The organism is Methylophaga sp. SB9B, from assembly GCF_004832235.1.
GTDB classification, from domain to species: Bacteria; Pseudomonadota; Gammaproteobacteria; order Nitrosococcales; family Methylophagaceae; genus Methylophaga; species Methylophaga muralis.
The window spans coordinates 16105-35150 of sequence record NZ_SSXS01000008.1 but is presented as its reverse complement, the minus strand read 5'-3'; the positions used below and the strand labels follow the sequence as shown (position 1 = coordinate 35150).

The following is a 19046-nucleotide window of genomic DNA, read 5'->3' as shown; positions in this document are numbered from 1 at the left end:
AATGCATTTGGTTGAGCGAACTTCACGAGATGTACTGGAACAAGCAGAAGCATTGCCTTTTTGGTCGCAGGATTATACCCAATTAGACAGAGGTTCCTTTACAGGATCAATTACGAGCGTCACTGGTCGAAATATGCAGATATTTCGAGAGAGTATGAATCGTGCCGTGGATCAGATCGCCAGTGCCCCAGAAGATACTTATGTCATCGGATTACCAACAATCATTGAGGGTAATGCATCTTGGGGTGGGGAACAGGTTAAGGCTGATTCATTGATTACGTTGGATAAGAATGCTGAGCTTCTTTTCAGGACTTCTCATTTTTCGGAAATCACTGCCGCGGTTATTTCTGCTCAACATCTTGAGGAATACGCCGGTCAGGTCGAAGGCATAAACTTAAGAAAGCTCATGGATAATGTCAATCCAGTTGAAATTATCCCAACTGATGTTGCTCATAGATTATTGGCTGCTTTGAACAGTAGTACTAACTATATTTCTAAAAGTGGTGGTAACCCCAATATCCAACACATCTTGCGTCATTTTGAGGATAACTTGTTGGACACTTGTCTTCAGGCTCTGCTTCATGCCAGTGATGGTCAGGAAAGACATTATGATCAACGTATTCATCGCTATATTGTTAATCGGGTACGTGAGTTAACTTTATCTATTGATGGTGATTGCCTAACCATAGGCGAAATCTGTATCAATTTATGCATAAGCCGCCGTACTTTGAATCACGCGTTTTCACGTGTTCTGGGAATAACTCCGGTTGAGTATATGCGTAATCTTCGCTTACATCGTGTTCGTTCTGAACTGCAATCATTCCCTTATGAAACCACTATTGCCAACGTGGCAGCAAAGTGGGGTTTTTGGCATATGAGTCTATTTTCTCGTTATTACAGAGAACTATTTGGGGAATGCCCAAGTGAAACTTTGCAGTATTCGAAAGCACTATTTAAATGAAGCATTACCACCAGAAATGATTCCGTAATTTTCTAGTGATTAGAATTTTTAATAAATTAATAAAACCTTGGTGGTTGAAATTGTTGCCAAGCTAAATAAATAGGGGTGAGAAATGGGTGCATTTAGTATCTGGCAATTGATTGTCGTGTTGGTAATTGTCGTTTTAGTTTTTGGGACAAAAAAACTACGTAATTTTGGAGGGGACCTTGGAGGGGCTGTTAAGGGTTTCAAGGATGCTATTAATGCGGAAAAGCCCACTGCAACATTAGACAGCACCGAGATAACTCAAAATATGGATAGCAAAGTTACTCACAAAGAAAATCAGTAAGTTAGGGATAGGTGTATTTAACTAATGTTTAATATTGCTTTCCCAGAATTGCTTGTTATTGGCGTTGTAGCATTAATAGTTATCGGCCCGATAAGCTTCCTAAAGTGGCTCGAACAGCAGGTTTACTTCTGGGGCGCATGCAGCGATTCACTTCCAGTATAAAGTCTGAAATTGACAAGGAACTCAAGTCTGAAGATTTGAAGCAATTACAAAGGGAATTACGAAACCATGACTTAGGATTAAGTGAGGAACTACGCCAGGGTATGCAGCCAGTTCAATCGGTTATTCATCAAAACACAGAGACGATGAAACCTGACATTGAACCAAAAGACGATTTTGACTCCCCGATCACACCGTTAAACAACACTAGCGATATAGATTCAGAGCCTATGAAGAGGAGTTTATCTAATTGACGACTCAAAATAATCTCTTCTCACACTTAGTAGAGATGCGTGATCGCTTATTACGCATCGTTATTGGTATATTGTTGATTAGTTTTGCTTTGTTTCCTTTTGCGAATGAAATTTATCACATTCTGGCAACCCCATTGTTGAACAGCCTTCCCGTGGGAGGCCAGATGATAGCAACGGAAGTTACAACCCCATTTTTTGTACCTATGAAAATGGTGTTGCTTGTTGCTTTTTTGTTAGCGTCTCCACATACGCTTTATCAAGTATGGGCTTTCATTGCGCCCGGTCTATACAATAATGAGCGACGTTTGATTGCCCCACTGGTTATTTCAAGTGTATTACTACTCATAAGCGGAATGGCTTTTGCGTATTTTCTGGTATTTCCCGTTGTCTTTGGATTTATTACAAGTACTGCACCAGAGGGTGTTGCAGTAATGACGGATATTAGTAAATATCTAGACTTCGCAATTAGCTTATTTATCGCATTTGGTCTGGCTTTTGAAACACCAGTTGTGGTGGTTTTATTAGTCAAAGCTGGTGTGGTGAGTATAGAGGCACTGCGAAATGCTAGATCTTACGTTATTGTTGGAGCCTTTGCTTTAGGTGCCGTAGTGACTCCTCCCGATGTGATTTCTCAGTTTATGTTGGCAATACCGATGTGGTTGTTATACGAAGTGGGAATTTTAGTGGCGAGTATTTCAAAAAACAAAGTCCAAATTAGAGCCAAACAACTCTGATAGTAAGCGAGCTTTTAATAATAAATTAGGTTCCTAATCTAAAAAAAGCCCGACACTATAACTAGTGCCGGGCCAAATTATGAAGCTGCTGTTAAATCAAATTACAAACTAAACACACTCAACACACCACCCAACGATGTCCAGTTAGAGAGTGACCTGTATGCACCAACGGCGCCTAAACCATCGCTGTCATTCTCAAGATTGTTGGTCATACCGATACCGGCCCAACCACCAATGCCTGACAAGATAGAGATGTATTGTTTACCGTTATGTTTGTAGGAATTGACGTTGCCGACAATGCCTGACGCGGTTTTAAAGCGCCAAAGTTCACGACCATTATGAGCGTCAAGCGCTTTGATATAGCCTTCTAAGGTGCCGTAGAAAACAACATCACCAGCGGTAACCATTGCACCTGACCAAACTGAGAACCGTTCAGGATTGGACCAGACGATTTTGCCTTCGCGGGCATCCCAGGCAATAAAGTTACCCATATTGTCTTTGGTCGCTGGATACATGTTTACTTCTGCACCAACATACGGCTGACCAGCCACAAACTCAACTTCAAATGGTTCCAGATCCATACAGATATGGTTGGTTGGAACATAGAACAAACCTGTTTTTGGTGAGAAGGTTGCCGGTTGCTGATCTTTTGCACCATGTGCCGCAGGGCAGATACCGGTGGTTTGCGTATCTTCACCATTAGCTGCCGGTGAATATTTAGCGACTCGATCTGGCAATCCAGTTTTCAGACTAACGCTATCGGCCCAGTTAACACTAGGGTCGAATTTTTCTGCGACCAGCAATTCACCTGTTGCACGATCCATGGTGTAACCAAAGCCATTACGGTCAAAATGCACCAGCATTTGTCGCATTTTGCCTTTGATTTTTTGGTCTACCAGAATGTTTTCATTCACACCGTCATAGTCCCACTCATCATGCGGGGTCATCTGATAGATCCATTTGGCGACACCAGTATCTAAATCACGAGCAAACAGGGACATGGTCCACTTGTTATCACCGGGACGTTGTAGTGGATTCCAGGTAGATGGGTTACCAGTACCGTAGTAATAGAGGTCCATATCCGGATCATAAGAGAACCAGCCCCATGTGGTGCCACCACCGATTTTCCATTGTTCACCTTGCCAGGAGTTCAATGAAGAATCTTTACCGATGGGTTGCAGCATAGCCGTGGTGTTTTGCGGATCGACCATCATTTCGTCATCCGGTCCGGTACTGTAGGCTTTATAAAGTGTTTTGCCACTCATATCGTATGCTTGAACATAGCCACGCACACCGAATTCACCACCTGAAATACCAACAATGATTTTGTCTTTAAACACATTGGCGTTGCCGGTATTGGTGGCACCAGTTCTTGGATCGTCACGTTTGTCGGACCAGATCACTTCACCGGTTTCGACATCCAAAGCAACCAATGTGGTGTCAGCTTGATTCAGGAAAATCTTGCCGTCACCATAAGACAGGCCACGATTAACTACGTCACAGCACATGACGGGAACGGTTTCATCGTAATTTTGTTTGGGTTCATATTTCCATTTGATCGCGCCGTCATTGTTTAAATCTAATGCGAAGACGATGTTCGGAAATGGCGTGTGTACATACATCACATCATCAATAATCAGTGAATTACCTTCATGGCCACGTAACACGCCGGTAGAGAATGACCAGGCCATTTTCAGATCTTTCACATTGTCGAGGTTGATTTCAGACAATTGGCTATAACGTGTGTTGGCATAATCACCCGCTGACATCACCCAGGTGTCAGGGTTTTTCTGCATTTCGCGTAATTCATCTGCAACGCTGTAACCAGGAAGCGTCAGGGACAGCATCAGTAATGATAATTTTGTTTTAGTCATGTTGTTTCCTCTATGTTAGCCGCCATAACAAGCCATTAGTAATGAGAAGCGAAATAGGCTTTTGAACGGTGTGAGGATATTAGCAACGAGGAAACACAATTAATGGCCTGTGTGTCCGAATCTTTTTTGGAGGCTGTGGAACCACAGTCAAGTGGACTCGAATAAGGTTTAGCGGGGAGATGGCGTAGAGTGAAACAATTTATTCGGTGAAGTACACATATATAAGGTTTGGAAAAATAAAAGAGGGTGATAGCTTATAAACGACTATAAATAGTGTTTTTTGATTAACCAGATATGTCGATTTTGATTTGAACAGGCTGGATGAAAACCGGATTGCAATTATCGATCTATATAAGGTTTGATCGGCAAATTTCAGACATAAAAAAACCTCAGAAGAAGTACTTGCTGAGGTTCTTTAAATCATTGGCTCCCCGAGCTGGACTCGAACCAGCGACCCAATGATTAACAGTCATATACAGGTTATATTGCTAATCCAAATAAAATTCCCAAAATATTAACAAGGACAGTCGCTTATGTGATACTTGAAGAAAGTGTATTTCATTTTAGATCCCGATCTTTACCGAGATATCACTTTCAAAAGTTACATAGCAGTTACATTGGAGATTGGGGTGGCGACGAACCAAATTATTTTTACACAAGCAAGAATCAAAAATCTTGCAGTTCCTGAATCTGGATATATGGAATATACAGATATTGAACAATCCAAGCTCATATGCCGAATTAGTTCGTCAGGTAATCGATCATATATAGTCAGAAAGCGAGTTCAGGGAAGACTTCGTAACATCACAATTGGGAAATGTTCCGATTGGAATGTTAAAGATGCCCGTGTGCAAGCTCAGCATTTATTACTGGCATTGGCCAGGAATGAAGATCCAATTTTGAATAAGCGAAAGAAAGAGAAGCTCAGAACCACATTGGCTGATTTGCTTGTTCTGTATTTGGATAATAGAAGCCTTCAGCCTAAAACAATCGAAGATTATCAATATAAAACTGAGAAGTACTTGAGTGATTGGCTGAGCAAGCCTGTCTCAGCGATATCATCACATGATGTTCAGACAAAGTTTAAGGAGCTGAGTGAAATTGGTAAAACAACGGCTAATGGAACTATGCGAATTTTTCGCTTATTAATGCTTTATGCAGTAGCACTTGAGTTAATTGAAGAATCACCAACGAAGGTACTGAAAAATGGCAGGCTTTGGCATAAAAATAATCGTTCAAAGCGAGTTATTCCTAGTAATAAATTAAAAAACTGGCTTGATGCAGTAGAGCAATTGACGAATCAGAAAGCTAAAACATATTTATTGATGTTGCTTCGCATGGGGGTTAGAAGCAGCAGTGCGCTATCTTTAAAATGGTGCAATGTAGATCTTGACGGCAAAACGGCAAAATTTGATACCAAGACAGGCACAGATGTGATGCTGCCCATTCCAGATCGATTAATACCTACATTGGAAGAATTACACAAAGAGACAGGAACTAACATTTGGGTGTTTCCAAATTTAGATGGAGATAATCCTATGTGGGTGCCTAAAAAACAGATCAATCGCATTATTAATCATATAAATCTTAAGTTTAGTAGCCATGATCTTAGACGTACCTTTGCTACTCTTGCTGAAGCTTGCGGGCTACCTACGACTCTCATCAAAAGAATGTTGGATCATGTCACAGATAGTGATGTTACTGGTGGATATATCATTACTGAGCAAGATACTTTGAGAAAAGCTTTTAATCAGGTGTCACAACTTATAGATGAAACAGTGAAAGCTTAACGAAACGATAAAAAACTTTGTAAATTGTTTTGATTGACCGAGAGCTATTTAAACGCAAGAAAAAACAAGAAGCTATTCTTAAAAAGCGTACCAAAAGTAACAGCCCTCGAAAATCGCTGGCCGAATTCAGCCTAATGTTAACAAAATCAGTTATCAAGAATTGATCAACGTCAAAATTGATGAGCCTCTAATCTACGAAAAAACACTTTATTCTGTTCAGAAAAAGTTTCAAACGCAGGCAAGTATGAGCATAACAAACTGAAGATTGCATACTTAAACTAAGCGGTTACTGTGATTTAATGAAATCCCCTTCACATCAAATTTTCCTTATCTCAATTATCTCCAATCACCATTTTTATTGTCTTTTTCGCTTGTATGGCAATTATCAAACGATAATTAAATGTACAGTAAGATGCTATACCTAGTAAACATTATAAATATCAATGTGTTAGGTGTTATCAAGGTGGTTTATCTTCCGTATACTGTTCATATGTAAACAACAACCAGAGGTAAATATGGACAGCAATATTTTTGAACTAATGACAGCTGCGGATGTTGCACAGCTATTAAAGGTTTCCACTCAAACATTGGCGAATTGGCGTAGTTCGGGTCAAGGTCCCAATTTTCATAAAGTGGGCGGATCTGTAAGGTACGAGCTTGCAGATATTAAAGAATTTGTGGCTAAGGGAAGGGCTGCATGAGCTGATCAATAAATCATTAACCTATAGTCGGTTATAGGTTAGTAGATCAATCAACCTTTTTGAGCTCAGCATTACTATATTAAGCAAGGAAATTTATTATGACACTCAGCCAGTTTATGCACGTAAAGACATATCCAAGAAAGATATCCAGTTTGTCATCCAAGAAGTATGGCAACACCGTGGATAAAATCGTGAAAGAGGCTATCAGATTTAAAGGGAGTTGCAATCACGTCAAGGTCCCTCAATCAGTGAGATTAATTTCAGGTAAACCTCTTGAGGATTTGCCAAAAAGACTTGAAAAACTACTGAAAGACACTGGTCAAAATATAATGGATACCAAGCATGGGGGGCTAAAAAAACGAGCTGTTCGGTTTGATGCGCACGTTTTGCTTGCTGCTGTATACAGTTATCCCGTCAAAATCGGAAAGGTAAAACACGATGCAATGGATGACTTTTTCAAAGATTGTATAGAGTTCCATCAAAATCAATTTGGTGAAATTGATTCTGCCGTACTCCACATAGACGAAAGTTATTTTCACATCCATGTTTATACAATAGATGCTAACGCTAAACGTCTCCACCCTGGATTTGCTGCCAAAGAATACAAAAAGATAGACACAACCTATACAGGTACATACCGTTCAGAGATGTCTAAGTTACAAGATTTATTTTTTGAACAGGTATCGAGTCACCATGATATAGCACGTATTGGTCCAGCTCGAAAACGCTACACAAGGGATGTTTACTTGAGCATCAAAAAAATGCTGAAGAGCAGTCAGCTGATTATCTTGAGCATTTAGAGAAAACAATTAAGGATAAGCAAGCCGAGGCTGATAAAAAGTTTAAAGCAACAGAGCTTGAGAATCAGGCACAGATACAGAAATTACAACAGATGATTATGGCTCTCAATCAGAAATATGAGCACATGCAAAACAATCTTTCACATTGGGAAGCAATCCAAGTAGAAAATGCAGCTTTGAAAAAAGAATTAGCTAAAAGTCAGGCCTTAGTTGAGCAATATCAACAAGTAGAAGGTGACGATAACTATAGTCCTAGGTGAATTAAACCATAACAGAAAGGGGTAATTTTTACCCTATTACGTATTGAGGTAATGAATAATGGCAGCAAACGCCAAGTTTATTGACATAAAAGATGCTGAACTATTTAAGCTGCAGCTGAGTGACATGCTCGCTCTAGAACGTAAAAATGGGTGGATTGATACAGTGGAATTTTGCTACCAGAATATTCCTTTTTTAGGAAAGCACGGTACGCCCTCAAATCAAGAAATTCAGGGCAGTTTGGTAGGACAGCAAGGTTTTAAATCATGGAAAGCATTCGTTGAACATTTAGGCTGGAGTTATGATAGATGGAAAAATTGGCGTAATGCATATTCGATAGTTATCAAATACCCTTATCTTCGAGAATTACAGGTCAGTAAGAGTGCCATTACTAATACTCACAGAACGTTAAAAAATGACTTTCCATGCAATGCCATAGAGTGGCATGAAATGATTAAGAATAACCACAAACATAAAGTTAGTTCCAAACAGCGAAAAGAAGCAGCGAAAAGTCCTTCTGTAAATAAAACATTTATACCTCAATATTTAAATTTTAATAGTTTTAAAGAATCTTTAGTTCGGCAAGCCAGTGCATTAGATGCGCTAGAGCAAAGAAAAGTCGATGAAGTAGAGAAAATCAATGAGATTTCAGACATAAAGGCGATAAATAACAGCCTTCTAAAACAGCTTAAAGAGCAAAAAATTCAGACTGAAAATCATAAAGTTTCATCTAACCAGATCATGACTGAGAAGATTGAAATATCTCTTAAATGTAAGAGTTTGAAGCAACAATTAAAGGTGAACCATAAGAAAAATTGCCACTACAAAGCATATTCGATACTTATAACTTTAATGTTCCTTTTATCAACAATATTTAATGAGCCAGTAAGTTTGCCAAGCAATTTATCTTCTAGCATGACGTATATCTTTCAAGAATAATCCCATAACATAAAATCTTACAGATTGAGCAATCTATCATAACTTGCGCTGACATCATGATGCCGCAAACTTTATGTCTCCATGGCTGATACGAACGTTGAATGCATAGCTTCGTACTCCAGTTTGACTGTTGTAGCTATGCATACACAGCAGAAGAGGGGGTTGAAGCCTTTAGCAATACTCAACTTTTATCCCAAATTATTACTAAGTCAATGCACACTACCTAATATAAACAGGGTATACGGATTTAATGGTTGATGGGGCACCTTCACCCCATCAATCTGATACCACCCTCAGATGGTTGATAGATCGACTCCGTAGTTGAGTCCCTCTGCGAAGTCCGGCAGTCCGTAACCGATGGTTTTCTTGTAGAAAGGAGAGACCTTCGCAGTCGGTGCCTTCTTCTTGTGCTTCGTGGTGTAGAGCATTCGTGCCCGCATCACCTCGAAGGAGTAACCGCGCCCTTCACGGTTCTTGTCCTTGGCCAGTCGGTTGATGGACTCCGTGTAAGCGTTGGTGACGGGCATGTCCGTCTCGAAGTAGGTCATGGTCTCTTCGCGCCAGTTTCCCACTGCCCTGACCAGATCGCTCCAGACTTCCTTTTGGCCCTTCGGGATGGTGGCTATCCACTCGTCCAGGGCGGCTTCTGCCTGGAGCCGTGTGGTGGCGTCCCAGATGCCGTAGAAGCGCTCCTTGTGCTCGTAGGCGGCCAGCAGTTGCAGGAACGCGCCTGTCCAGGTCTCCATGATGAGGCGCTCCCGGTCTGAGACTTCGTGAGCGCGTTTCAGCAGGATTTTCCGGTCTCCCTTGAGAGTCCGGCTCTGGGACGGTTTCAGCTCCTTTCTGAGGCCCTTGCGCACTCTCTCTAGGGCATCGTTGGCCATGCGCACCACATGGAACTTATCGACCACGATACGGGCCTGGGGCAGCACAGCCTTGACCGCTGCCCGGTAGGGGTTCCACATGTCCATGCTGACGATCTCGACCTTCTGCCGGTCTTTCAGCTTCATCAGGTAGTTGGTCACCACGTCCTGGCGGCGGGTGGCCAGCAGGTCGAGCAGGGTTCGCTCCTCAATGTTGGTCAGAATGCAGCGGTAGCGCTTGTTCAGGTATAGCTCGTCAATGCCCAGGATGCGGGGCGTCTCGAAGCGGTGCCAGCGCCCCAGGAACTCGGCGCGGGCGTTGAAGATGTCGCGCACCGTCTTCTCGTCCAGGCCGGTCTGTGCCGCCACAAAGGTGTAGGGGTGGTTGAAGGATTCCTTCTCCACGTACTCATGCTGCCGCAGTGTCATACGGAATCCGTCCACCATCTCCGGTAGCTGGGGCCTGAATGTTGTCTTGCAGGCCCGGCAGGTGTATCGGCGGCGGACCACCCAGAGAGTGACCCGCTTGCCGTGGATGGGCAGATCACGATAGGGAACGTCACGCTTGCCGAACCGTACGAACTCACCCTGCACGCCGCATTCCTCGCAGGCGATGGGATCGGGCACGTCCACCTGGAAGTGCATTTCGTCGTCGGTTGATTTGCAGCCCAGTACTTGGTATTGCGGCAGGTGAAGGATGTTGTCGGGAAGTTCGGTCATGGTGTTGTATAGGCGTAGGTGTCAGTCAGATCCATCCGGCTCGGCATTGGTGTTTGCTTTTTTACCCAACAAGCTGCTGGAAACGAAAAGTAAGGCACCGAGGACAATTGCAATATCAGCCAGGTTGAAGGCCGGCCAATGCCAGTCTCGCCAATAGAAATCAAAGGAATCCACAACATAGCCGCGAAAGACCCGGTCAATCAGGTTGCCCATGGCGCCACCGAGGATAAGACTGTAAGCGATGGCTTCTCCTTTATGACGATTTTCAAGGATCAGCTTGATCAGAAAAATCGAGACCACTACCGCGATTCCGATAAAAAAGTAGCGCTGCCAGCCTCCACCATTCGCAAAAAGACTGAATGCGGCACCGGTGTTCCATAGGTGCACCCAGTTAAAGAACGGGGTCACCGAAACATACTCGCCATAGGCCATTGATTGCTGCACCAGCCACTTTACAGCCTGATCAGACGCTGCCAGCAGGCCCGATATGGACAATAGGGCATACGGCGAGAGCTTTTTGCCAATAATGAGCATTATTTAACCCTTCAACGCCAGAATGCGTCTGGCACCGTTAAGTACAATGACCCCCGCGATGGTGCCGATAATCAGATCCGGATAATTGGACCCGGTCCACGCGACCAGGGCGCCGGCGGTGATGACCCCCAGGTTGATCACCACGTCGTTGGCCGAAAATATCCAGCTAGCCTTCATATGAGCTCCGCCCCCTCGATGTTTGGATACCATCAGCAGACAGGCGGTATTGGCAATCAATGCGACGAATGCGATGGCTATCATCACCAGCGATTCAGGCTCACTACCGAATACAAAGCGCCTCACGACCTCTACGAGTACGCCAACAGCCAAAACCAGTTGGACCACACCAGCAACGTGCGCAACACGGACCTGCCTTTTCACGCTATGCCCAACCGCATAAAGAGCGAGTCCGTACACTGCCGCATCAGCAAAATTGTCCAGGGACTCTGCAATGAGGCCAGTTGACTGAGCCATCAGACCGGCAGTCATTTCCACCACGAACAGAAGTGCATTGATGCCGAGCAACCAGCGCAGGGTCCCGGATTCTTGCTTAGCAGAAGCTGCCGAAAACTCGGCGGCCTTGATGGTCTCCGGATTTGCAGCGACGGTTTCCTGAAGCGAGGCGCCTAGCCCCAAGGTCTTCAGTTTCGAGGTGACGGGCTCGACCTCGCCGTCATGCACGACCTTCAGCCGGCGGTTCGACAAGTCGAAGGACAGCGCCCGAATCTCCTCAAAGCCGTTCAGGGCTAGGCGAATCATTCGTTCTTCTGATGGACAGTCCATCTTCGGCACGGCATAAACACTGACCCATCTCCCTGGCGCCTCGGAGGAGGCCTGTATATCGGTATCCGCTGCGGACGTTGCATCACCGCCACAGGCGCCACCACAGGATTTGCTCATGATACGACTCCACTTGAACAATGTTGTGGTACCATTTAAAACTATAAAGCTACTATAAGGTCAATAGAGTAAAGAATCCGTTGGGGAGGAGGCTGATGCGCATTGGTCAGTTGGCGCAGTTGGTAGGGGTCGAAACACAGACGATCCGCTTCTATGAACAGCAGGGCTTGTTGCCGCCGCCTGATCGGCAGGACAACGGTTACCGTGTCTATACCGAGAAGCATGGTGAGGGGCTGGCCTTCATCCGTCGCTGCAGAATCCTAGGCCTGTCACTGGCTGAGATTCACGAACTACAGAGCTATCAGGACGACCCTCATCAGCCTTGTACCGCCGTCAACGCCTTGCTCGATGATCACATCTCTCATGTGCGGTCGCAGATAACCGCTCTGCAAGCGCTTGAGAAACAACTCGTTTCACTGAGAGCGAGTTGCAACGATGACCGGGAAGTTGAGGCGTGTGGGGTTCTTGCTGGAATTAGCGAAGGAAACATGCACCAGCAGTAGGTGAAGCATCAACCAGATAATCCGATGAGATGCCGGTCTGTCTCACTCTCATGCAAAGGTAAGATCAACCATTTAATCCGCTTACCCTGAATAATAAGTGTATTAGGAAAGCTTACTGTCGCTGGGAATAACAAAAAAAGAATCGAAACCATTACTGCGCTGGTGAGTACTTCTTTTAGGTTTTGCTTTTTATTATTGAATGACTTCCCAACCGTCATCACTCTCAACAAGTCGAATGCTGGAGGCTGCTGATTGCTCTCCAGTGAACTCAGAAAATGATGTTACTTTTACGTCACAGACAAAACCCGAAGACTCAGAGGCTGCTTTACAGCTCAGTTTTTCAACATCCCGAATCTCTACTTCATATTGAGCCATTAAATCGCACTAAAGAAAATTTATTTTGATGCGTTAACTCAGATGTACAGCCGTGGTGAGATTAATCTCAAATTAACTGTTGTTTCTCCACAAACATAGCAATACCTGATTTAACACAGTCCCGAAGTAAATTATTACTTGCATGAAAGCTCCGTCGCTTAGCTCAACAGACACAGTCATAAATTTAATAAGAATTTAATGTGTGAGGACTAGTACTTCGGTGTTGGGGAATACACAAATACCACCTGTATATCCTAATAAACAAAAACCACATATAAAAACGACTATTAACTTAAATATTTTATCTGGCGGAGTCTGCCTCCTAGATAGTTCTGACTCTGAGTACGTTTCATCCGCAGCAGTTGCACAGATTAGTGGCGCTAAAGATGTGCGCATGGAACAAGTGACCAGTTTGCCGATGTTATCAATTAATCCGCAGCGAGAACATCTGACCCTGCTGGGACTGGACATTGCAACCTTACAAAATGCCTAGCAAATGGTCATTGGCGGTCAGGATCTGAGGCTGATTTATGAGGGCGATAAACTCTTCCGGCTGGTGATGCGGCTCGATAAACAATTACGCCGAGATGTTGATTCACATTCTTCTAACTTTGCTGCAAAAGTAGAGGTGCAAATCCACCACCCGGTGTACGTAAGTTGGTAGCTTGACCTCGATAAAGTCTTGCTGCAGCAAGTAATAATTCCCCTCGGTAAGTATACAATCGCACATCAACCTTAAGCATTTCACGTTCGTTATCAACCATCACAACACGTTCTGAGGGTGGCACATAGGCCTGTGCAACATAATCACTTTCAAGAATACGTGCAAATGTGCTTTTGGTCAGCTTGCTGCCGCGATAGACACCCTTGCTGCCATGACCTGCCACCGGTTTAAAAAACCACTGCCGCCGTTGTTGCCAGAGTGATTGCTCATCATGGGCGGTAACCTGAATGGTGTGGGGAATACCCTTTTTTAAAAGTTCAGCATTTTCAGTACTTAACCCCCAATCTAGTAGAGTCTGCTGATCTGACATTAAGGCCAAGTTTCGCTTATCAGCAAATAGGGCGTGTGTATAAGGATTCGGGGTGATAACTGCGCCACATTCTAACCAAGCAAAACGCAAAGCAGCATGTTCAGGTGCATCTAGTCCAAAGTCGACCAGACGGTTGTAAACCAAATCGATTTTCTGGTTATCACCATACAAGACTCCTGATTCGTATTTGAGATCCGTTGGTGAAAGTATGACGGCATCAATGCCATGTTGGATGAATAGCTGTTGCGCGAGTTTGAACTCCGGATAGAGATGTTGTTCTTCCGGTGCATCGTCGATGATTGCAATTCGCTCAGGTTGTCCGCTACCTCTCTGGGCCCGCCATTCACTTATAAATTGCGCAATGACTGCTTCATCGAAATCTTTTGCCCAAGACGCCTGTGTATTGCCGCTACAACATTTTAGTTGGGCGCGAGTCAGGATGGCATTAAGAAAAGCGCCACCGGCATTGGTATTGATTTCGATAAGACGAGGACCATCCTCACTGAGGTGGAAATCATAGCCCATAAAAGCGCCTACTGGACCGGGATTATGCCGTGCACTCTCAGGTGCCCAAGACATGATCTGTTGCTGATATTCTGCAAGTGAAGCAGCGGATTCGATTGCCTTAACAATCGCCTGCATTTGTTCAAGATCAGAACTTGGAACAAAAATCGCGGCATTTGAGAAGAATTGGCGCATGCCCGAAGTAGACAGGATGCCTTCAGCGTTATCACCCAATTGGTTGTTGAGATCGCGAATAATCGCTGACCAATCTAGAGTAACGCAGGTACAGTGATGGTTTAGCCGTTGTGATCTTGTCTGCTCTTGAGAACTATCGATTTTTTTCATTGATTCTCCTCTGTCGGAAAACGTTATATTAATGTCCAACGGTTAACTTTAAATCATAGGTGTTTAGTTTGATTAGTGACCGTTATTGCAATCTTTACCAGCCTGCTTAAAGCCCCTTTGTTGGACGTCCTCTATAGTTAAACAGGATGAACATTCTGCCTGAGGCTTACATAATCCTTGTAATAAGCAAAGGAAATCGTGAACACAAAAGAATAATTAACAAAGGCAGGTAGGGCAGAATATAGTTCGTATGCTCTACAAACGGTAAAAAAAAAGGATTACATAAGGATTAGGTTTTTGTAATGTTTAGGTCATCAAGGTGACAGAATCGTCCGTTAGTCTTCAAAGTAGGTTGATTTAATAGTTGAGCCAACGCTGGTCAAGCGGAAATCAAATTTAATTTATCGTGATGTTGGCTCATCCAATTAAATGTAGCTTAAGAGGCAATGACAAGATTTAACTATGTGTTGCCGCTAATAATTTTTGCTTTAATCAAGTTATTCATACTTTTAATACTATTTAGGACTAACTTTATGAAATTTCAAACCTTGCCATATTTTGTTGCGTTGCCAGCATTAATGTTGGCTCTATCTGCTCAAGCTCATAACCCTGAAGAGCATATTAACAAAGGAGAAGCACCTAACTGTGCAGCTATGAAAGATATGGATCATTCTAAAATGGATATGAAGGATCCAGTCATGCAAGCCATGATGCAGAAATGTATGCCTAAAGATGAAGTAATGTCTAAAGATGGTGATGCTGGCCATGATATGGAAGCAGGTGTTAAAAAACCTTCTGAGCATCAACATTAATTTCAGATATCATTAATGAAGATGGCGACATAGCAGCATCACTTGAAGCCGAATACGACATTCGCCTCAGTCAAGTTTCGTACTTACAGCCACGCTTGGAAGTTTCTGCTGGACTCACAGATGCCCAAGCGTTCGATCGCCCCAGTGGATTCAACGATGTTCGAATAGGACTGCGTTATCGCTATGAAATCTCTAGAGAGTTTGCACCTTACATAGGTGTTTATTGGAGCCGGGCCTTAGGTCAAAAGGCTAATCAAATCTCTGATGAAGGGGGCGATAAAATCGAAACAGGTTTTGTTGCCGGGGTTCGGATGTGGTTTTAACTAGAGTAACAAAATTAGTAAAACTGAAGAGGGAGAGTAAATGACTAACAATGACGACAGAACAACGCATTATAAGGAGGGAAGCCTCACTTTAGCGGGAACAGTTATGCTCGGTACCGGTGTGATGATTGGTGCTGGTATCTTTGCGCTTACCGGGCAAATGGCGCAGATGACAGGTGTTTTATTTCCTTTAGCGTTTCTAGCCGCCGCAGTAATCGTTAGTTTTAGTGCCTATTCATACATCAAAATTTCTAACGCTTATCCCTCTGCAGGCGGCATTGGCATGTATTTGCATAAAGCTTATGGTAACCGGTTGCCAACGGCTTTTAATGCTTTGCTGATGTATTTTTCAATGGTGATCGCCCAGAGCTTTCTCGCGCGCACATTTGGTTCATACACCATGCAACTTTTCGGTGGGGATCAAAGCGGCATTATGGTGCCTTTGCTTGGTGTCTCGCTCATTTTGGCCGCTTTTATAATTAACCTTTTAGGTAATCAATTGATTCAGGGGGTGGCCTCGTTCATTGGTATTTTGAAAATTCTGGGCATTCTCATTTTTGGATTGGTAGGTGTTTGGATCGCCGACAGTATCTCTGTCGACTTTACAAGCCCAGGAGAAGCAGGAACCTTCGGCAACTTCCTCGGTGCAACGGCACTGGGGATACTGGCCTTTAAGGGGTTTACCACTATTACTAACAGTGGTTCTGAAGTAAAAGATCCTAAACGTAACGTAGGTCGCGCAATTGTTATTTCTATCGCGGCCTGTGTGGTCATTTATGGCTTGGTCGGTTTTGCTGTGGCGAGTAATTTATCGTTGGCAGAAATCATCAAAACACAAGACTATTCCCTTGCTGCGGCTGCGCGCCCGGCATTGGGTGAATATGGTGTGTGGTTTACGGTTGCTATTGCCATGATGGCGACTGCTGGCGGTATTCTGGCCAGCATTTTTGCCGTTTCAAGAATGCTGGCAATGTTGACGGAAATGAAACTGGTTCCGCATCGACATTTCGGTATGCCGGGTAGTATTCAAAAGCATACATTGGTCTACACGGTCGTTTTAGGACTTATTCTGACGGCATTTTTTGATCTGTCTCGAATTGCTGCACTGGGTATCGTGTTTTACCTAATTATGGACATTGCCATTCATTGGGGCGTTCTTCGTTATTTGCGAGAAGACATTAACGCCAATAGATGGGTGCCAACTACCGCGATTATTTTAGATTTGCTCGCGCTAGGGGGCTTTGTCTGGGTAAAACTGAATACTGATCCATTTGTGATTGGTGTGGCGGTTGTTACTATGATTATTATCGCAGTTGCTGAGCAAATTTTCCTGAAAAGATCCGCTGAATTACATCATCATCATTAATTACAATATTTTACGTGGAGGGCAGTACCATGATGACTGATAATATTTTTGGTAACACCATGTGCGCATGACATTGGTAGTGGATGCTGGTGTTTGCCATTGTCGTTGTTATTCCGGTTTGGCGTTTTTGTCAGCGTACAGAGTGCCCAGGTTGGATGGGAATACTGATATTGATTCCTTTCATTAATCAGGCATTACTGTATTTCATTGCGTGTACCGATTAGCCAGTAGAAAAAAGATTGAGATAAAGGCAGCCGAACACTGGTATGTTCACCATCAGGATTTATTGAGGGTCTAAGCTTATGGTCATCTTCAGTAGACATAAGTGCTGGTATTTTTGCTGTGACTAACAATCTTTTCTAGCGTTTCATATCTAATAGAAGAGCGAGGTTCTGATGTTTCCGTCAAAAAATTGTCCTGTTTGTGAAATGTCCGTCGCAGATAACAAATTATCTGTAAATTTCCGTGGCATTGATCTTTGGTTTTGTTCTCAACAATGTCAGGACAGATTCAACCAACGGCCAAGCTTATACATTGGTGATCCCAAGCATGGTAAATCAGTCAAGCAACATGGTGTAAGGGTTAATAAACAGAGACTTATTAAGCTTGAACTGCCTGACAATGAGGAGTTAAAAATTAAATTGATTAATGGTTTAAATTCATTGATGGGGGTGACGCAAGCTAAAATTAATCAAAAAGTGCTTGAAATTGAATACGATTTGGTTCAAATATCACTTGATGAAATTGAGCATTATATTTTGGCCTCGGGGGTAGATATGGAGCAGTCGTGGCTTGATAAGGTTCACGATGCTCTCCTTCATCTCAGTGAGGAAGGTGAATTGGGTAATCTCGGACACCCCTATAAAGACGATAGCAGTCATTAATTAAATCTGACTTGGTTTTTCCAAGTCAAATGTTCATAAATGCCCGTCCAGTAATATCCAAAACTGGCTGCAAAAAGTAACTCTTCCAAGGGTATACCAATAAGAAACAGGCCACTCAGTGCATCCAGGTTCCATACACGTTCGATGTATCCCGGTGCAATGCTTTCAAGACCAAGGACAAAAATCGCGTAATAAACAAGAAATAGAACGCTTCCCCAAAAACTCTTGAGTGCAGGGGGGCCAGCATCGTGAAGTTCGGATGCTGGACACCTAAACCAGCTATTTCTTGTGAATATGCTTGCGGAGTTTTTTCTCTTCCATCTGATGTTCTCCCATCTGGTTCATCATCATCTGCATCATATTCATTCGCTCATCCATCATGCTCATGCAGTCTTCCTTGCCTTTGTGTTCCATGGTTTTACCTTTCATCTCCCCATGCATCATTTTCATACCTTTTTGCATGGCGGTCATATGTTCCTGCATCATTTGGTGGCGTTTTTCATGGTCCTGTTCTTGTTGAATTCGGTCCATCAGAGCTTGCATTTCCTGCATATGATCATGCATGGAAGTCATTCCCTTATCCTGCATTTTCATGGTGTTGTCTTGCATTTTGTCATTATGCTGATGGTCATCCTGGGCGAAAGCTGGCGCGGTAAGGATGGCGGTGATGATGAGTGATCGGGTAAGATTTTTCATAGTTATCTCCTAGGTTTACTTCAAGGGGAAGATTCCCCTCTGGTTTAACGGTTGTGACCTGACATGACACTACAGCCGGTCATTCGTTTTTTTTCGCCCATCTTCCAGACCACGGCGATAGGCTTCTTCCGCATCTTGGTGTTGATGTTCGTCTTTACTGTTTTCTCCATGATCGCCATGCCCCTTATGCATGAATATATGCATCAGTGGACACAACAAAATAATCAGAAATGGAAGATATGGAAGGATGTGGGCACTGTGATCAACGAAAATAAAATAGAGCGCCACTCCAATAAGTATAAGAGTTGCCATACCATGAAGGCTGGTCCAAAAACCGGGTTTGCTTGCCATCTAGTTTCTCCTATGCCGCCTTATAGACAGCGCTGTTA

Annotated in this window: 23 protein-coding genes; 14 read left to right on the top strand and 9 right to left on the bottom strand. The window is 43.5% G+C overall.

Annotated features, from left to right (window positions below):
- The 3 genes from E8Q33_RS09810 to tatC all read left to right on the top strand — a co-directional run.
- A partial coding sequence (locus E8Q33_RS09810; RefSeq protein WP_136554471.1) for a helix-turn-helix domain-containing protein occupies positions 1-961 on the top strand: 961 nt, incomplete at its 5' end.
- 112 nt (positions 962-1073) lie between these two features.
- On the top strand, positions 1074-1289 hold the full coding sequence (tatA, locus tag E8Q33_RS09805; RefSeq protein ID WP_136554469.1) for a Sec-independent protein translocase subunit TatA: 216 nt from the start codon (positions 1074-1076) through the stop codon (positions 1287-1289).
- Positions 1290-1698: 409 nt separating this feature from the next.
- Positions 1699-2436, top strand: a complete 738-nt coding sequence (gene tatC / locus E8Q33_RS09795) for a twin-arginine translocase subunit TatC (RefSeq protein ID WP_069296574.1) — start codon at positions 1699-1701, stop codon at positions 2434-2436.
- A 101-nt stretch (positions 2437-2537) separates the two neighbouring features.
- Here the strand turns inward: tatC and E8Q33_RS09790 are convergent, their stop codons facing one another.
- Complete coding sequence (locus E8Q33_RS09790) at positions 2538-4310, bottom strand: methanol/ethanol family PQQ-dependent dehydrogenase (protein ID WP_136554467.1); 1773 nt, start codon at positions 4308-4310, stop codon at positions 2538-2540.
- 629 nt (positions 4311-4939) lie between these two features.
- Between E8Q33_RS09790 and E8Q33_RS09785 the strand changes: the two genes are divergently transcribed.
- The 5 genes from E8Q33_RS09785 to E8Q33_RS09770 all read left to right on the top strand — a co-directional run bounded on the left by E8Q33_RS09785 (position 4940) and on the right by E8Q33_RS09770 (position 8798).
- Positions 4940-6100, top strand: coding sequence for a site-specific integrase (locus tag E8Q33_RS09785; RefSeq protein WP_168800187.1), 1161 nt, complete (start codon positions 4940-4942; stop codon positions 6098-6100).
- A 515-nt stretch (positions 6101-6615) separates the two neighbouring features.
- Positions 6616-6801 carry an AlpA family transcriptional regulator gene (locus tag E8Q33_RS09780; protein ID WP_211116142.1) on the top strand — a complete coding sequence of 62 codons (186 nt, stop codon included), beginning with the start codon at positions 6616-6618 and terminating at the stop codon, positions 6799-6801.
- Between the two features lie 98 nt (positions 6802-6899).
- On the top strand, positions 6900-7601 hold the full coding sequence (locus tag E8Q33_RS09775) for a plasmid recombination protein (protein ID WP_136554464.1): 702 nt from the start codon (positions 6900-6902) through the stop codon (positions 7599-7601).
- A 92-nt stretch (positions 7602-7693) separates the two neighbouring features.
- Positions 7694-7861 carry a hypothetical protein gene (locus E8Q33_RS15470; protein WP_211116141.1) on the top strand — a complete coding sequence of 56 codons (168 nt, stop codon included), beginning with the start codon at positions 7694-7696 and terminating at the stop codon, positions 7859-7861.
- A gap of 58 nt (positions 7862-7919) precedes the next feature.
- A complete protein-coding gene (locus E8Q33_RS09770; protein ID WP_136554462.1) occupies positions 7920-8798 on the top strand; it encodes a hypothetical protein in 879 nt (292 codons plus the stop codon).
- 293 nt (positions 8799-9091) lie between these two features.
- On the opposite strand, the gene E8Q33_RS09760 is transcribed toward E8Q33_RS09770, so the two are convergent.
- From E8Q33_RS09760 to E8Q33_RS09750, 3 genes are read right to left on the bottom strand one after another with little or no spacing between them, the layout of a single operon-like run.
- Entirely contained in the window at positions 9092-10381 is a 1290-nt protein-coding gene (locus E8Q33_RS09760) for an ISL3-like element ISPpu12 family transposase (RefSeq protein ID WP_136554460.1), read from the bottom strand.
- Positions 10382-10402: 21 nt separating this feature from the next.
- Entirely contained in the window at positions 10403-10915 is a 513-nt protein-coding gene (gene lspA / locus E8Q33_RS09755) for a signal peptidase II (protein WP_004863699.1), read from the bottom strand.
- A gap of 3 nt (positions 10916-10918) precedes the next feature.
- Entirely contained in the window at positions 10919-11815 is an 897-nt protein-coding gene (locus tag E8Q33_RS09750; RefSeq protein ID WP_072676343.1) for a cation transporter, read from the bottom strand.
- A 95-nt stretch (positions 11816-11910) separates the two neighbouring features.
- Here E8Q33_RS09750 and cadR point away from each other — a divergent pair, with 95 nt between their 5' ends.
- Complete coding sequence (gene cadR / locus E8Q33_RS09745) at positions 11911-12318, top strand: Cd(II)/Pb(II)-responsive transcriptional regulator (protein WP_004364961.1); 408 nt, start codon at positions 11911-11913, stop codon at positions 12316-12318.
- 192 nt (positions 12319-12510) lie between these two features.
- Here the strand turns inward: cadR and E8Q33_RS15465 are convergent, their stop codons facing one another.
- Positions 12511-12693 carry a hypothetical protein gene (locus E8Q33_RS15465; protein ID WP_168800185.1) on the bottom strand — a complete coding sequence of 61 codons (183 nt, stop codon included), beginning with the start codon at positions 12691-12693 and terminating at the stop codon, positions 12511-12513.
- A 220-nt stretch (positions 12694-12913) separates the two neighbouring features.
- On the opposite strand from E8Q33_RS15465, the gene E8Q33_RS09735 reads away from it, so the two are divergent.
- Positions 12914-13186, top strand: a complete 273-nt coding sequence (locus tag E8Q33_RS09735; RefSeq protein WP_136554456.1) for a hypothetical protein — start codon at positions 12914-12916, stop codon at positions 13184-13186.
- A gap of 112 nt (positions 13187-13298) precedes the next feature.
- Here E8Q33_RS09735 and E8Q33_RS09730 read toward each other — a convergent pair whose 3' ends face one another.
- Positions 13299-14576: a hypothetical protein gene (locus E8Q33_RS09730; RefSeq protein WP_136554454.1), complete on the bottom strand. Its 1278-nt coding sequence runs from the start codon at positions 14574-14576 to the stop codon at positions 13299-13301.
- Between the two features lie 533 nt (positions 14577-15109).
- Between E8Q33_RS09730 and E8Q33_RS09725 the strand changes: the two genes are divergently transcribed.
- The 4 genes from E8Q33_RS09725 (at position 15110) to E8Q33_RS09705 (ending at position 17961) form a co-directional block, all read left to right on the top strand.
- On the top strand, positions 15110-15388 hold the full coding sequence (locus E8Q33_RS09725) for a hypothetical protein (protein WP_136554452.1): 279 nt from the start codon (positions 15110-15112) through the stop codon (positions 15386-15388).
- Positions 15388-15711, top strand: coding sequence for a copper resistance protein B (locus E8Q33_RS09720; RefSeq protein ID WP_349676071.1), 324 nt, complete (start codon positions 15388-15390; stop codon positions 15709-15711). Before E8Q33_RS09725 ends, E8Q33_RS09720 begins: the two co-directional genes overlap by 1 nt.
- Positions 15712-15751: 40 nt before the next feature.
- Positions 15752-17077 carry an APC family permease gene (locus E8Q33_RS09715; RefSeq protein WP_136554450.1) on the top strand — a complete coding sequence of 442 codons (1326 nt, stop codon included), beginning with the start codon at positions 15752-15754 and terminating at the stop codon, positions 17075-17077.
- A gap of 395 nt (positions 17078-17472) precedes the next feature.
- Complete coding sequence (locus E8Q33_RS09705) at positions 17473-17961, top strand: YHS domain-containing protein (protein WP_136554448.1); 489 nt, start codon at positions 17473-17475, stop codon at positions 17959-17961.
- On the opposite strand, the gene E8Q33_RS16450 is transcribed toward E8Q33_RS09705, so the two are convergent.
- The 3 genes from E8Q33_RS16450 to E8Q33_RS09690 all read right to left on the bottom strand — a co-directional run bounded on the left by E8Q33_RS16450 (position 17958) and on the right by E8Q33_RS09690 (position 19008).
- Positions 17958-18257, bottom strand: coding sequence for a lycopene cyclase domain-containing protein (locus E8Q33_RS16450; RefSeq protein WP_256369456.1), 300 nt, complete (start codon positions 18255-18257; stop codon positions 17958-17960). The two genes, E8Q33_RS09705 and E8Q33_RS16450, sit on opposite strands and share 4 nt — an antisense overlap.
- Positions 18241-18657, bottom strand: a complete 417-nt coding sequence (locus E8Q33_RS09695) for a hypothetical protein (protein WP_104934737.1) — start codon at positions 18655-18657, stop codon at positions 18241-18243. Before E8Q33_RS09695 ends, E8Q33_RS16450 begins: the two co-directional genes overlap by 17 nt.
- A 69-nt stretch (positions 18658-18726) precedes the next feature.
- Entirely contained in the window at positions 18727-19008 is a 282-nt protein-coding gene (locus E8Q33_RS09690; RefSeq protein ID WP_041354475.1) for a DUF2933 domain-containing protein, read from the bottom strand.
- Positions 19009-19046: the final 38 nt, after the last annotated feature.